Source organism: Rhodococcus sp. APC 3903, assembly GCF_030407755.1.
In the GTDB taxonomy this organism is placed as follows: Bacteria; Actinomycetota; Actinomycetes; order Mycobacteriales; family Mycobacteriaceae; genus Rhodococcus_F; species Rhodococcus_F erythropolis.
Map to the genome: position 1 here is coordinate 315,549 of NZ_JASDCV010000002.1, position 14,873 is coordinate 330,421.

The 14,873-nt window shown below is 63.2% G+C and carries 11 protein-coding genes; all 11 read left to right on the forward strand.

The window, feature by feature from the left end; genetic code table 11:
* Positions 1 to 37 precede the first annotated feature (37 nt).
* The 11 genes from glf to fadD32 all read left to right on the forward strand — a co-directional run bounded on the left by glf (position 38) and on the right by fadD32 (position 14,849).
* Complete coding sequence (gene glf, locus QMA15_RS03930) at positions 38 to 1,252, forward strand: UDP-galactopyranose mutase (RefSeq protein WP_024488040.1); 1,215 nt, start codon at positions 38 to 40, stop codon at positions 1,250 to 1,252.
* Positions 1,249 to 3,162 carry a glycosyltransferase gene (locus tag QMA15_RS03935; RefSeq protein WP_290283704.1) on the forward strand — a complete coding sequence of 638 codons (1,914 nt, stop codon included), beginning with the start codon at positions 1,249 to 1,251 and terminating at the stop codon, positions 3,160 to 3,162. Before glf ends, QMA15_RS03935 begins: the two co-directional genes overlap by 4 nt.
* A complete protein-coding gene (locus tag QMA15_RS03940; protein ID WP_003943893.1) occupies positions 3,143 to 3,676 on the forward strand; it encodes a phosphatase PAP2 family protein in 534 nt (177 codons plus the stop codon). Before QMA15_RS03935 ends, QMA15_RS03940 begins: the two co-directional genes overlap by 20 nt.
* On the forward strand, positions 3,673 to 4,578 hold the full coding sequence (locus QMA15_RS03945; protein WP_003943808.1) for a decaprenyl-phosphate phosphoribosyltransferase: 906 nt from the start codon (positions 3,673 to 3,675) through the stop codon (positions 4,576 to 4,578). Before QMA15_RS03940 ends, QMA15_RS03945 begins: the two co-directional genes overlap by 4 nt.
* Complete coding sequence (gene zomB / locus QMA15_RS03950) at positions 4,556 to 6,475, forward strand: flagellar motor control protein ZomB (protein ID WP_046377737.1); 1,920 nt, start codon at positions 4,556 to 4,558, stop codon at positions 6,473 to 6,475. The genes QMA15_RS03945 and zomB overlap by 23 nt, the downstream gene beginning before the upstream one ends.
* A gap of 331 nt (positions 6,476 to 6,806) precedes the next feature.
* Positions 6,807 to 7,817 (forward strand): alpha/beta hydrolase family protein, encoded by a 1,011-nt coding sequence (locus QMA15_RS03955; protein WP_020905770.1) that lies wholly within the window; start codon positions 6,807 to 6,809, stop codon positions 7,815 to 7,817.
* Positions 7,818 to 8,070: 253 nt separating this feature from the next.
* The gene (locus QMA15_RS03960; RefSeq protein WP_021332816.1) at positions 8,071 to 9,954 is read left to right on the forward strand and encodes an alpha/beta hydrolase-fold protein; all 1,884 of its coding nucleotides are present in this window, start codon (positions 8,071 to 8,073) and stop codon (positions 9,952 to 9,954) included.
* Between the two features lie 106 nt (positions 9,955 to 10,060).
* Positions 10,061 to 10,612 carry a DUF732 domain-containing protein gene (locus QMA15_RS03965; RefSeq protein WP_019746408.1) on the forward strand — a complete coding sequence of 184 codons (552 nt, stop codon included), beginning with the start codon at positions 10,061 to 10,063 and terminating at the stop codon, positions 10,610 to 10,612.
* A gap of 9 nt (positions 10,613 to 10,621) precedes the next feature.
* Positions 10,622 to 11,575, forward strand: a complete 954-nt coding sequence (locus QMA15_RS03970) for a cutinase family protein (RefSeq protein ID WP_019746409.1) — start codon at positions 10,622 to 10,624, stop codon at positions 11,573 to 11,575.
* Between the two features lie 206 nt (positions 11,576 to 11,781).
* Positions 11,782 to 12,777, forward strand: coding sequence for an LLM class F420-dependent oxidoreductase (locus QMA15_RS03975; protein ID WP_290283706.1), 996 nt, complete (start codon positions 11,782 to 11,784; stop codon positions 12,775 to 12,777).
* Between the two features lie 182 nt (positions 12,778 to 12,959).
* Positions 12,960 to 14,849 carry a long-chain-fatty-acid--AMP ligase FadD32 gene (gene fadD32 / locus QMA15_RS03980; protein ID WP_003943899.1) on the forward strand — a complete coding sequence of 630 codons (1,890 nt, stop codon included), beginning with the start codon at positions 12,960 to 12,962 and terminating at the stop codon, positions 14,847 to 14,849.
* Positions 14,850 to 14,873 lie beyond the last annotated feature (24 nt).

Below are 14,873 nucleotides of genomic sequence, written 5' to 3' on the forward strand. Positions count from 1 at the left end.
CCTCGGCGTCCGAACAGGTCCGATACCCTGGTTCATCGTGACCGCTGCAAATTCAGAGACCGCCCGTGCCCAGTACGACCTGATCGTCGTCGGTTCGGGATTCTTCGGGCTGACCATCGCCGAGCGTGCCGCTACCCAGCTGGGTAAGCGCGTGCTGGTGTTGGATCGCCGTCACCACCTGGGGGGGAACGCATACTCGGAGGCTGAGCCGGAGACCGGCATCGAGGTCCACAAGTACGGTGCCCACCTGTTCCACACCTCCAACAAGAAGGTCTGGGACTACGTCACCCAGTTCACGGAGTTCACGAACTACCAGCACCGCGTCTTCGCGCTGCACAAGGGACAGGCGTACCAGTTCCCGATGGGCCTCGGCCTCGTGTCGCAGTTCTTCGGTCGGTACTTCACTCCCGAAGAGGCGCGCGCCCTCATCGCCGAGCAGTCCAGCGAGATCGATTCGAAGGATGCCTCCAACCTCGAAGAGAAGGCGATCTCCCTGATCGGACGCCCGCTCTACGAAGCATTTGTGCGTGACTACACGGCAAAGCAGTGGCAGACCGACCCCACCGAGCTGCCCGCGGCGAACATCAGCCGCCTGCCGGTCCGCTACAACTTCGACAACCGCTACTTCAACGACACGTACGAGGGCCTGCCCGTCGACGGCTACACGGCGTGGCTCGAGAACATGGCGAAGGATCCGAAGATCGAGGTCCGTCTCGACACCGATTACTTCGACGTCCGCGACGAACTGCGCGCCGCGAGCCCCGACGCACCCGTCATCTACACGGGCCCGCTCGACCGCTACTTCGACTACTCCGAAGGTGCACTGGGATGGCGCACCCTCGACTTCGAGACCGAGGTTCTGCCCACCGGAGACTTCCAGGGCACCCCTGTCATGAACTACAACGACGCGGACGTGCCGTTCACCCGTATCCACGAGTTCCGTCACTTCCACCCCGAGCGCGAGTACCCGACCGACAAGACCGTCATCATGCGTGAGTTCTCGCGTGCCGCGGAGGCGAAGGACGAGCCGTACTACCCGATCAACACGCCCGAGGATCGCGAGAAGCTCTCCGCGTACCGCTCCCGCGCCAAGAAGGAGACCGCGGAGAACAAGGTCCTCTTCGGCGGACGTCTCGGCACCTACCAGTACCTGGACATGCACATGGCGATCGCCAGCGCACTGACGATGTTCGAGAACACCCTGCGCCCGCATCTCGAAACGGGTGCGGAATTGGCAGGGGAGAGCGAATGAACGCACGTCATCTACTCGAAGGCGAAGACGCCGTCAGCGGCGACGAGGTGACCTACCTCGGCAAGTCCCTGCTCCAGCGGATCATCCTGCCCCGTGCCGGTGAGCCGCTCGACGTCCGCACGTTGTACTTGGAAGAGTCCTGGTCCAACAGTCGACGGGCGCACTCGACCTCGCGCACGTCGGTAGCGCTCGGCGCCGAGACCGAGGTCTCGTTCGCGACCTACTTCAACGCGTTCCCCGCCAGCTACTGGCGGCGCTGGTCCATCCTGAAATCGGTGGTCCTTCGACTCGAACTGTCCGGACACGGCCGCGTCGACATCTATCGTTCCAAGGCCGATTCCTCGCGAATTCACGTGGAAGGTAAGGAATTTGCCGACGGCGATGCCGCGGTCGAGTTCGAGGTGGAACTGGCGCCGTTCGAGGACGGTGGCTGGATCTGGTTCGACATCACCACTGATACGGCCGTCGTCGTCGAGAGTGGCGGCTGGTACGCGCCCGTCGAGGCTCCCGGCGAAGCGACTGTCGCCGTTGGTATTCCGACGTTCAACCGTCCGACCGACGCGGTCAAGGCTCTCGCTGCACTTGCTTCCGATCCCCTGGTGTCGGACGTGATCAAGGCCGTCATCATGCCGGATCAGGGCACGCGCAAGGTGCGCGACGAACCCGGATTTGCCGAAGCTGCTGCAGCGCTCGGTGATCGGCTCGCCATTCACGATCAGGGCAACCTCGGTGGTTCGGGCGGATACAGCCGAATCATGTACGAGGCGCTCAAGACGACGCAGTGCCAGCACATCCTGTTCATGGACGACGACATCGAGATCGAACCCGACTCGATTCTGCGTGCGCTTTCGTTCTCACGTTTCGCGAAGTCGCCGATGCTGGTGGGTGGGCAGATGCTCAACCTGCAGGAACGAAGTCACCTCCACGTGATGGGTGAAGTGGTCAACCGCGGCACCTTCATGTGGACCGCGGCACCGAACGTCGAATACGACCACGACTTCTCGAAGAAGCCGCTGCGCGAATCGAAACTCCTGCACCGCCGCATCGACGTCGACTTCAACGGCTGGTGGATGTGCATGATCCCGCGCCAGGTCGCCGAAGAAATCAAGCAGCCGCTACCGCTCTTCATCAAGTGGGACGACTGCGAATACGGTTTGCGCGCAAAGAAAGCCGGATACCCGACCGTCACACTTCCGGGTGCCGCGATCTGGCACATGGCGTGGAGCGACAAGGACGACGCCATCGACTGGCAGGCGTACTTCCACCTCCGTAACCGCTTGGTGGTGGCAGCGCTCCACATGCCGGGCAACGGCCGTGGCCTCGTGGTCAACACGGTGAAGGCAACGCTCAAGCACCTGCTGTGCCTCGAGTACTCCACCGTCGCGATCCAGAACAAGGCAATCGCAGACTTCCTCGCCGGACCCGAGCACGTCGCGAACATGCTGCCGACGGCACTCGGTGAGGTCCACGCCCAGCGCAAGGAATTCTCCGACGCCGTCGTACTGCCTTCGTCGACTGCGCTTCCGCTGCCCTCGGGTGCAGATGTCGGGGACGTGAGCCTGCCGTTGTCGACCGTCGCGAAGATCACCCGGGTCCTCAAGGCCGGAGTGCACAACGTGAAGCCGGCCAAGCCGGAACACCTCGAGCGCCCTCAGCTCAACGTGCCGACCATCGACGCCCGTTGGTTCCTGCTCTCACAGGTCGACGGCGTCACGGTCACCACCGCTGACGGTCGCGGCGTCGTCTACCGCAAACGAAACCCCAAGCTTGCACTCGAACTGCTCAAGGAAGCCACACGGTTGCGCCGCGAACTCGCCGCGCGTTTCCCCGAGCTCAAGAAGCAGTACCAGGACGCCGTTCCTTCACTGACCAGCACGGAAAGGTGGGAACGTGTCTTCGGCATCTCCTGAAGTACAGATTCTGGCCGGTATTCAATCGACCGTCGGGCAGCTGCCGGGAGCCGTCAAGGTCGCCCGCGGTATGTCTCACTTCGGTGAGCACTCCCTCGGGTGGATAGCGATCGCTGCCGTCGGAGCTGCCGTGGACAAGCCGCGTCGACGGGAATGGGCCGGAGCAGCCGTCGGAGCATTCGGTGCACACGCCGCCTCCGTGGTGATCAAACGAGTCGTCAGGCGCAAGCGACCTTCCGACCCTTCGGTGCAGGTCAACGTCTCGACACCGAGCAAGCTCAGCTTCCCGTCGTCACACGCGACGTCGACGACGGCGGCGGCTGTGCTGATCGGTCGACTCACCGGGCTACCCTTACCGGCGTTGCTGGTGCCCCCGATGATGCTCTCGCGTCTGGTCCTGGGAGTTCACTACCCGACCGACGTACTCGCCGGAGCGGCACTGGGAGCCGCATCCGCGGCGGTAGTTCGCCGGGTCGAAGAAGCCAGAGCCGAACAGAAATGTGGAGATAAATGAGCGAGGAACCGGCTACGGTCAGCGGACCCCCGAAGTCCCTGCCCGCCGGCATCGTCAAGGCGCTTCGCCCACGTCAGTGGGTCAAGAACGTCCTTGTGCTGGCAGCGCCCATCGCGGCCGGAACCGCCACCGAAGCCGACGTGCTCCTGCCCGTCGCGCTGGCGTTCGTCGTGTTCTGCATGGCGGCGTCGGGCATCTACCTCGTCAACGACGCGATGGATGTCGAAGCCGACCGTGCTCACCCCACGAAGCGATTCCGTCCCATCGCGGCCGGAGTTCTACCCGTCAACATCGCGTACGGCATGGCAGTCGTGCTGCTTGCCGGTGCGATCGGGCTGTCCTTCCTGGCCAACTGGCAACTCGCCGTGGTCATGGGCGTGTACATCGTCATCCAGCTCGCCTACTGCTTCGGTCTCAAGCATCAGGCCGTCATCGACATCTGCATCGTCTCGTCCGGCTTCCTGCTTCGAGCGATCGCCGGTGGCGTTGCCGCCGAGATCGATCTCTCGCAGTGGTTCCTGCTGATGATGGCGTTCGGCTCACTCTTCATGGCGGCAGGCAAGCGCTACGCCGAACTGCAGTTGGCCGAGAAGACCGGCGCGAAGATCCGTAAGTCCCTCGAGAGCTACACGATGACGTACCTGCGTTTCGTGTGGACGATGGCAGCGACGACGCTGGTCCTCTGCTACGGACTGTGGGCGTTCCAACAGGACGCCATCAAGGGCACCAACTGGTATGCCATCTCGATGGTGCCTTTCACCATCGCGGTGCTGCGATATGCGGTGGACGTCGACGGCGGCGAAGCCGGAGAGCCTGAGGAGATCGCGCTCGGTGACCGGGTGCTGCAACTCCTCGCGATTGCGTGGATCGGAGTAGTGGGTGTCGCTGTCTACCTCGTCTGAGCCACGCACCGAGGCCGACCCGCACGTCGACACTGCGGCGAATCGCACCACCCTCAGTCGAGGAGTTTTTCTCGGCGGGGTGGTGCTTGCTGCTGCCCTCATGTTCTGGGGGGCGTGGGAGCGTCGCTGGATCGCCGACGACGGACTCATCGTCTTGCGAACCGTCCGCAACCTGCTCGCGGGGAACGGCCCGGTCTTCAATGCGGGGGAGCGTGTCGAGGCGAACACGAGTACCGCGTGGACATACATCGTCTACGCGTTCAGTTGGCTCACGCAGATCCGCCTCGAATACGTCGTTCTGACGATCGCGCTCGTACTCTCGACTGCTGCCGTCGTGCTGGCGATGCTCGGCACCGGTCGTCTGTACCGAGGCGTTCGGCCGTCGGCGGGCGGAACGATCCTGCTGGTACCGGCAGGTGTTCTCGTCTACATCGCGGTTCCGCCTGCGCGAGATTTCGCCACTTCCGGGCTCGAGACTTGCTTGGTGATCTTCTGGATCGCGCTCCTGTGGCTACTGCTCGTTCGGTGGGCGCAGGCGTCGAAGCCGTCCACGGCGTCGATCCTGACTCTCTCGTTCGTGGCAGGCCTCGGACCATTGGTTCGACCCGAGATGGCAATTCCCGGTGCTGCCGCGTTGATGATGATCGTTCTCTCCGCAGGCCTGACCTGGAAGATTCGCGCACTGATCGTGGTCGTCGCCGGACTTGTGCCGGTGGGCTATCAGATCTGGCGAATGGGCTATTACGCCCTGCCGTACCCGAACACCGCGGTGTCGAAGGACGCCGGTGGCGCGAAGTGGGCGCAGGGTTTTGCGTACCTGTGGAACCTCGTCGGGCCGTACCTGCTCTGGCTGCCGCTGCTTTTCCTGCTCATCGGCGCGCTGCTGCTCGTGTGGCGAAGCCGAGCGGACGCACCTGCTACCGCCACCGATCAACCCGCACGCTCGCTGTGGCAGCGCTTTCAGCAGTTTCTGCGCACGCCGCGGGCCGTCGTCACGTTCATCCTCGGCAGTGGGCTGATCCTAGGGATCTATTCGCTACGCGTCGGCGGCGACTTCATGCACGGCCGCGTCCTGTTGCCGGTGTTGTTCTGCCTGCTCATCCCGGTCGCGGTTATTCCGTTGCGGGTTCCGGCGCGGGCAGCGTTCGGAAGTAACCGCGACACCGCGATCTTCGGAGTCTCGGCGGTGCTGTGGATCGGCACGATCATCTGGGCCTTCTTCGCTGCAAACACGACGGGCATGCCGGAAGGCTCCGTGGTGGGTCGCTCGGGAATCGTCGACGAGCGTGCGTTCTATGCACTCAACACCGGTCACAAGCACCCGATTCTTGCCGAGGACTACCTCGACTATCCGCGAATGCGTGCCATGGTGGAGACCATCGCGCGGACTCCGGAGGGTGGGCTGCTGTTGCCGTCGGCGAGTTACGACTCCTGGTTCGTCGTCCCACCGCCAGGGCCGCTCGAGGAGCCTGCCGAGCACGTCGTCTTCTTCCTCAACCTCGGAATGACGAGCATGAACGTGGGCCTCGACGTTCGGGTGCTCGATCAGATGGGGCTGGCGTACCCCCTGGCAGCACACACCGAGCGCCTCGAAGACGGCCGGATCGGGCACGACAAGAATCTATATCCGGACTGGGTGGTCGCGGATACCGGAATGATCGACGTTCGCCCGTGGCTGCCGTTCTTCCTCGACGAGGACTGGGTTGCCGACGCGAAGCTGGCGATCACGTGCCCGGAAACGCAGGAGTTGCTCACGTCGTACCGCTCCGAGCTGACCTGGGCCAGATTCAAACAGAACTTCCAGCAGGCTTTCGACTTCGCGAAGTACCGATTCGACCGGGTTCCGGCCTACGAATTGGAACGCTGCGGGCTCGTTCCGCCGGAGCCGCCGAAGTGATGTGATCAGCATCACCGACGGTTGAAGGTTTGAATATTTCGATTCAGTAACACCGAATCGATTGGCCACGATGTACTCGAAGACGATTCACCTAACCTGAATCACTCCCTGCGGGTGATGACGGCGTCGCCCGCGGACTGAGACGTAACGGTCTGTCTATTTGTCACAGCTGAACCTGTGACATAAAGTCCAGCGAGCGCAGTGTGACTTGGAAGAGGTCCGCTGCCGACCCGAACTTGTTCGGGCTGGCAGAAAAGCCTGTTCCCCGACGGAATCCGCCGGAGCCACTCCACCGAGTGAGTGCCGCAGACGAAGAGAGAGAGCAGTATCCATGCGTTTTGCCAGAAAGAGGCTGACCCAGCGCCTCAAGCACCGAGCGTTGGCCATCGGTGCCGCAGCACTTGTGCTACCCCTTGCTGCAGGAGTTGCCGGTAGTGCTGTCGCCTCTGCTGCGCCCGCGCACACTGCTCCCAGCCACACCGCCCCCTCCGGCGGATACGACGAGCTGTGGGTGCCCTCCTCGATGGGCAACATCAAGGTCCAGGTCCAGTGGGCCGCACGCGGCGGAAACGCTGCCCTCTACCTCCTCGACGGCCTGCGTGCGCGCAACGACGCCAACGCGTGGAGCTTCGAGACCAACGCGATGGACCAGTACCGCAACGACAACATCACCCTCGTGATGCCCGTCGGCGGCGAGTCCAGCTTCTACAGCGACTGGTATGCACCGTCGAACTTCAACGGTCAGCAGATCACGTACAAGTGGGAAACGTTCCTCACGCAGGAACTCCCCAACTTCCTCGCGAACTACGGCGTCTCGCCGAACAACAACGCGGTTCTCGGTCTCTCGATGGGTGGCAGCGCTGCTCTGACGCTGGCTGCTTACCACCGCGACCAGTTCAAGTTCGCCGGCTCGCTGTCGGGCTACCTGAACATCTCGGCTCCCGGCATGCGCGAGGCAATCCGCGTCGCAATGCTCGATGCCGGTCGCTTCAACGTCGACTCCATGTGGGGACCGCCGTGGAGCCCGTCCTGGCTGCGCAACGACCCGTTCGTCTTCGCACCGCGTCTGCAGGGCCTGTCGATGTACATCTCGTCGGCAAGCGGCCTGCCCGGTGAATACGACCACCCGCGCGCACCGATCGATTACTACAACACGGCTAATGGCATGGGCCTCGAAGCACTCGCCCTGGTCAACACCCGTGCATTCCAGATCCGCATGAACTCGCTGGGTATCCCGGCCACCTACAGCTTCCCGTCCAACGGCACGCACTCGTGGCCGTACTGGTCGGCAGAGCTGTGGAAGGCTCGCGGCCAGATCCTCGACACCATGAACGCTTGGTGATCGTGCGCCATCCCGTGACCTAGTCACTTCACCAGTGCCGTTCCGGACTCCCTCCAAGGGAAACCGGGACGGCACTTGTGTATTCAGGCGCTGCACGATCGCCTGAGGTCAGTAACAATTGCACCACCAGTAACAGCGCGGCTACCCCAAGCGGGGATCGTTTGCGTGTAGAAATAGTTTCAACGGGGGTCTGGCTGCTCAGGCGGCTACACGATCGACGCGCGGACCGAACGTAAGGAAAGAGAGTGAGCTCATGCGAGTAGGCCTTGCCACGGAGGACCGTCGCCGGTCCCGGGCAACCTTCCGGACAAAGGTCGTCGGCGCACTGGCAGCGATGCTGGTACTGCCGATCGCCGCGGGCTTGACGACGGCCGGAACCGCGGCAGCCGCGCCGGCACCTGCTCAGGCCGCACCGGCCGTGACCCAGAACCCCACCGGCGCAGCGGTCACGAAGGTCGACTGGCTCAGTGAGCGTCGCGTCGCGCTGTGGGTGAACTCTCCCGCGATGGGCACCCCGATTCAGGTGCAGATCCTCTTGGCTCGCGATTGGAACGTCAATCCGTCGGCCAGCTTCCCCTCGGTCTGGATGCTCGACGGTCTTCGCGCGACCGACAACGAGAACGCCTGGACCTACGAAACCGACGCCGAGTCCTTCTACGCGGACAAGAACGTCAACGTCATTCTTCCCGTCGGCGGTCAGTCCAGCTTCTACTCCGACTGGCTCGAGCCCGACAACGGCAAGAACTACCAGTGGGAGACGTTCCTGACCAAGGAACTGCCCTCCATCCTCGAAAAGGACTGGCGCACCACGCAGACGCGCGGTGTCGTCGGACTGTCGATGGGTGGCACGTCCGCGATGTTCCTCACGGCACGCAACCCCGGCTTCTTCAAGTTCGCGGCTTCGCTGTCCGGCATCCTCACCACCACCTCGCTCGGCATGCCTCAGGCAATCCAGTTCGCGATGACCGACGCCGGTGGATACAACTCCGCCGCGATGTGGGGACCGCCGTCCAACGCGCAGTGGGCTGCACACGATCCGTATGCGCTCGCCGAGAAGCTCAAGGGCGTCAGCCTGTACGTCTCGAGTGGCAGCGGTACGACCGGCCCGTACGACCAGCCGTCGGGAATTCCCGGCGTCAGCACCAACTACGCAGGTATGGGCCTCGAGATCCTCGCTCGCCTGACCTCGCAGACCTTCGCGACCAAGCTCAACCAGCTCGGCATCCCCGCGCAGGTCAATTACCGCCCGTCAGGAACCCACTCGTGGCCGTACTGGCAGTTCGAGCTTCATCAGCTGTGGCCGCAGTTGGCCAACGCCATCGGCGTCGAGGTCGAGAAGCCGGCTTGCGGCACTTCGGGTGAGATCGGTGCGACGGCCGCAGCCAACGGCTGGATCGGCGACTGCATCACGCCCGAGTACAGCGTCGCGGGTGGACTGGCACAGGACTTCCGCAACGGTCGCATCTACTTCACCAGTGGAACGGGCGCCCAGCCTGTCGCCGGTCGTATCGCCGGCGCGTACATGAACACCGGAGCAGCGGCCGGCCCGCTCGGCTTCCCGCGTACCCCGGAACTCGGTACCCCCGACGGACGCGGACGCTTCAACCACTTCCAGAACGGCTCCATCTACTGGACCCCGCAGACCGGCGCTCACCCCGTCAGCGGCGACATCCTCGCCGAGTGGTCCGCACAGGGATGGGAAGGTGGCCCGCTCGGCTACCCGACTGCCGACGAGATCGCGACCCCCGGCAAGCCGGGCAAGGTTCAGGGATTCGAGATCGGCGCGATGTACAGCAGCGCCAACGGAACTCACGCGGTTCTCGGAATGATCATGGGCAAGTACGGCGAACTCGGTTGGGAAAACGGCTGGCTCGGATTCCCGAAGTCGAACGAGGTTCCCATCAAGGACAACGGGCGCTTCACCGAGTTCGAGGGCGGCAACATCTACTGGAGCCCCGGCACCGGTGCATGGTCCGTCGAGAACGGCCCGCTCTTCGACGGCTGGAAGAGCGTCGGATACGAGGGCGGCCGCCTCGGATTCCCGATCAGTGACAAATTCGACATTCCCGGTGGTGTCCAGCAGAACTTCCAGTTCGGCTACATCACGGTGATCGGTGACAAGACAGAAGTTCACTAACTCACAGTGGTGCACGACGGGCGGGCCCGATCACGGATCGGTGCCCGCCCGCGTGCGTTGCGTAACCTGTTGATGGACTTTCGACTGAAGGCAAGGACGGACATTGATGTCGCTTTTCTCGGGTAACCGAAACACTTGTGCACGCGCGATCGCGGTCGGCGCCTTGGCGCTCGCCACGGGTGGTGCGCTGGTCGCGTGCGGTAGTGACGACTCCACTGCAACCTCCAATCCGGTCACCACGACGTCCGCTGCGGCTTCGTCCTCGAGCGGTTCGGCGTCTGCGTCCGCCTCTGCGACCACGACGGCGTCGGCTGCGCCCACCAGTCCAGGAGCAGCAGCCACCGCGCCGCCGGAGCAGCCGCAGAGTATCGAAGGCTTCCCGGGCCCCACAGTCGTCGAGGTCAGTCCAGAGGCACAGAAGTTCCTCGACGGACTGAAGGCGAAGGGCATCACCCCAGCCGGTGACGGAAGCATCGCCGTCAACACTGCCAATTACATCTGCGCTGCCGGTCCTCAGACCGACGACGAGGTCCTGACCTTCGTGACTGCCTTCGTCGGTCAGGAAGCGTCGGCGGAAGGCAAGCAGATCACTCCCGAGCAGGCAGGTGCGAACGCTCAGATCTATATCGACGTCGCCAACACCACCTACTGCAAGTAGGCGCGGGTCATGGCGAGGTCTGGAAAGCGTCGTGGGTGCCTGATCCCGCTGCTGATCATTCTTGTGGTCGCAGCGGTCGTGATCGGCGGTTGGTACATCCTGGCCGGGCGGGTGCCTTCGCCGACTCCGATCCCGCCGAGTCCGGAGCCACCGGTCTCTCAGCCGGCCAGTTGCCCCGATGTCCAGGTAGTAGCCATACCGGGTACGTGGGAGTCGAGCGCTACCGACGACCCGTACAACCCGACGGCCAATCCGGCGTCGTTGATGCTGAACGTGACCCGTCCTCTTCAGGAGAAGTTCGATAGTTCGAGGGCCGACGTCTACACCGTTCCTTACGTCGCACAGTTTTCGAATCCGGTTGCGATCCCGCCGGACGGACAGCAGTCCTACAACAACAGCCGGGCTGCGGGAACTGCTGCCACTAACGACTTTCTGATGAAGCGGCACGCCGAGTGCCCGCTCACGAGCTACGTCCTGACCGGATTTTCCCAGGGCGCGGTGATCGCGGGTGACGTCGCCGCGAGTATCGGCGACGGTACCGGCGCGGTGCCTGCCGATCTGGTGCTGGGCGTCGGCTTGATTGCCGACGGTCGGCGCGATCCGGCGTTCGGGAACACGGTTGGCCCGAGCGTTGCCGGTGTCGGCGCCGAGCTGTCGCTGAACGGGCTGAAGCTTCCCGGTCTCACGATGACCGGCCCGAGGCCAGGCGGATTCGGTGACCTCAACGACCGGACTTATCAGATCTGCGCGCCGAGCGACGGTATCTGCGACGCTCCGGCCGCCGCTCTCAATCCGACCAACTGGTTGAGTTCGGCGCCGCGGCTTCTCGAGTACTACAACAACCCTGTGCACGCGATGTACAACTCCTTCCAAGTCGATCCGAACGGCACGACGGCCACCCAATGGATGGCACAGTGGGCTGCGGAGAAGATCGACGCCGCACCGACACCGCCCCACAGTTGAGTCACCGCCGCACTGTTGATTCGTCACAATCGGGCGTCTCGGGAGTTCGCTCGCGGGTAATCTGCTCGTTTGGTCCCGGTAGAGTGCTGCACGGTCCGGGGGCGTCCTCTACAGTGCTGTCACGTAAGTGACTGGCGAGTAGGTTCGATTTGTCCGGTTTCGAAGTCCGAGTACGACGTACGTGTCCATCACAGGAGAATCGCTATATGAGTTCCACCCACGGCAGCGATGCCCTACGCAAATTCCGGTTTGCGGCCGGTGGCGAGGGCAACGCCGAAGAGGGTGGTGCGCGACGTTTCATCAAGCTTGCGCAGAAGGCCGAGGAACTCGGCTACGACTCGTTCATGATTCCGGACCACCTGGGTAATCAGGTCGGACCGATCGCCGCTCTGGGAGCGCTCGCAGTGGCCACGGACAAGATCCGTCTGGGCACTGCCGTGTTGGCCAACGGCTTCCGTCATCCTGCTGTGCTCGCGAAGGACGCGGCGACTATCGACGTGCTGTCCGGTGGCCGACTCGAACTCGGTATCGGCGCAGGCTGGATGAAGGAAGAGTTCGACAAGGGCGGCATCGCATACGAAAGCCCCGGCGTTCGCATCGAGAAACTCGAGGAGTCTCTGCAGATTCTCGACACACTGCTGCGCGGGCAGGAATGCACTTTCGAAGGCAAGCACTATCAGGTGCGTGGCCTCAAGGGCAGCCCGCGACCGCGGCAGGGCCCGCGGCCACCGATCATCGTCGGTGGCGGCGGACCGAAGATGCTCGCTCTTGCCGCGAAGTACGCGGACATCATCTCGGTCGCCACACCGACCAACCGTGACGGGCGGCTTCTGCTCTCCGGAATCACGATGGAAAAGACCATCGAACGTGTCGAGCGGATCCGCGATGCTGCCGGCGAGCGTTTCGATGAGATCGAACTCAACTGGACCATCACCATGATCATGATCACCGACGATCGAGAGCAGGCTGCCGAGATGGCAATCGCCGCTCTGGACCAAGGTTTTCCGCCGAACATCGAAGTGGATCGTAAGCTGAGCGTGGAGGAGTTGCTGAACTCTCCATACCTGGCTGTGGGCACTTTCGAGGAAATCGCAGACCAGATTCGACTGGTCCGTGAGAAGACGTCGATGTCGTACGTCGGGGTCTTCCCGACGCAGATGGAAGCGTTCGCCCCGATCATCCCGTTACTGGCGGGCGAGTAGGCCGGAGAATACGGACGATGCGAATCTGTAACATATCGATGGTTTGGGATCGATGAAGTGATTCAGGTGAGTTGCGCACAAAGTGCGATTCGATTGATCGAAGATGGACCCGAGAGAGCGAAGGAAGTCTGGGGCGCAGGCATGAAAGACAGTGCTTGTGTGATCGCTTCGGAGGAGATGGAATGAACGCGCTGTTCGATGGCTTTCTCGACGAGAAGGGCCAGATCCGCCTGCAACCAGGCTTCACGCTGGTCGACTACGTCGAGCAACACTCGCGTGTCAACGCGGACGAGCTCGCGTATCGGTACATCGATTACTCACGCGAACGTGACGGTGAAGCCCTCGAGCTGACCTGGGAGCAGTTCGGTGTGCGTCTGCGCGCTGTTGCAGCCCGTTTGCAGCAGGTCACCAAGCGTGGCGACCGTGTCGCGATTCTTGCGCCGCAGGGGCTCGACTACGTCATTTCGTTCTTCGCCGCCATTCAGGCAGGTTCCATCGCGGTGCCGCTCTTCGATCCGGACGAGCCCGGTCACACCGACCGTCTTCACGCTGTTCTCGGTGACTGCAAGCCGACTGCGATTCTGACTGCCGCTTCGTCGGCAGCCGGTGTTCGTCAGTTGTTCCGCTCGCTTCCCGCTGCCGAGCGTCCGCGCATCATCGCCGTCGACGCGATTCCCGACACCGTCGGTGAAACGTGGGTTCGTCCCGACATCGAACTCGACGACATCGCGTACCTGCAGTACACCTCCGGTTCGACCCGAGTTCCCGCCGGCGTGGAGATCACCCACCGCGCTGTCGGAACGAACGCGCTGCAGATGGTCGACTCCATCGAACTCAACGAGGACTCACGCGGCGTCACGTGGCTGCCGCTGTTCCACGACATGGGCCTGCTGACGGTCATCCTGCCTGCTCTGGGCGGCAAGTACATCACCATCATGAGCCCGCGCGCTTTCGTGCAGCGGCCGTACCGGTGGATCAAGGAACTGGCTGCGGTTTCCGACGGCGCAGGCACCTTTGCCGCCGCTCCCAACTTCGCTTTCGAGCACGCTGCCGCGCGCGGCCTGCCGAAGGACGGCGAGACCCTGGACCTGAGCAACGTCATCGGCCTGATCAACGGCAGTGAGCCGGTCACGACGTCGTCGATGCGCAAGTTCAACGACGCTTTTGCTCAGTACGGTCTGCCCAAGACTGCGATCAAGCCGTCGTACGGCATGGCCGAAGCGACGCTCTTCGTCTCCTCGACCAAGCATTCCGACGAGGCCAAGGTCATCTACGTCGACCGCACGGAACTCAACAAGGGCCGCATGGTCATCGTCGACCAGTACTCCGAGAACGCCATCGCACAGGTCTCCTGTGGGTACGTCTCGCGCAGTCAGTGGGCGGCGATCGTCGATCCCGAAACTCTGACCGAGGTCCCCGACAATCACGTCGGCGAGATCTGGTTGCACGGCGAGAACATCGGCATCGGCTACTGGGGTCGCCCCGACGAGACGGCGGAGACCTTCCACAACAAGCTGGACAATCGGTTGAGCGAAGACAGCCACACCGAGGGCACGCCGGCGGATGCCAACTGGATGCGTACCGGCGACTTCGGCGTCTACGTCGACGGCGAGCTGTACATCACCGGTCGCGTCAAGGACCTCGTGATCGTCGACGGTCGCAATCATTACCCGCAGGACCTCGAGGCTTCGGCTCAGGAAGCCAGCCCCGCCCTGCGTCCCGGCTTCATCGCTGCGTTTGCCGTCCCGGCCAACCAGCTGCCTTCTGTCGTGTTCTCCAACACGCACTCGGGTCTGAAGTTCGACGACGACGATTCCTCGGAGCAGTTGGTCATCGTGGCCGAACGTGCTCCCGGCGCAGGCAAGGCCGATCCGCAGCCGATCGCGGACACTGTGCGTGCGGCGATTTCTTCCCGTCACGGTGTTACGGCCCGAGACATCCTGCTCGTCCCCGCGGGTTCGATTCCGCGTACGTCAAGCGGCAAGATCGCTCGCCGCGCGTGTAAGGCGAGTTATATCGAGGGAACGTTGCGAGGCGGCTATCAGCAGACCGCATTCCCCGATAGCGTTTGAGGAGCAGTCCCTTCATGATCGGTG

What these genes read in the sequence shown, in the direction of transcription:
- QMA15_RS03935 (WP_290283704.1), top strand. Translation starts at nt 1,249, where the DNA reads ATGAACGCACGTCATCTACTCGAAGGCGAAGACGCCGTCAGCGGCGAC.
- QMA15_RS03945 (WP_003943808.1), top strand. Translation starts at nt 3,673, where the DNA reads ATGAGCGAGGAACCGGCTACGGTCAGCGGACCCCCGAAGTCCCTGCCC.
- QMA15_RS03955 (WP_020905770.1), top strand. Translation starts at nt 6,807, where the DNA reads ATGCGTTTTGCCAGAAAGAGGCTGACCCAGCGCCTCAAGCACCGAGCG.
- QMA15_RS03960 (WP_021332816.1), top strand. Translation starts at nt 8,071, where the DNA reads ATGCGAGTAGGCCTTGCCACGGAGGACCGTCGCCGGTCCCGGGCAACC.
- QMA15_RS03965 (WP_019746408.1), top strand. Translation starts at nt 10,061, where the DNA reads ATGTCGCTTTTCTCGGGTAACCGAAACACTTGTGCACGCGCGATCGCG.
- QMA15_RS03970 (WP_019746409.1), top strand. Translation starts at nt 10,622, where the DNA reads ATGGCGAGGTCTGGAAAGCGTCGTGGGTGCCTGATCCCGCTGCTGATC.
- QMA15_RS03975 (WP_290283706.1), top strand. Translation starts at nt 11,782, where the DNA reads ATGAGTTCCACCCACGGCAGCGATGCCCTACGCAAATTCCGGTTTGCG.
- fadD32 (WP_003943899.1), top strand. Translation starts at nt 12,960, where the DNA reads ATGAACGCGCTGTTCGATGGCTTTCTCGACGAGAAGGGCCAGATCCGC.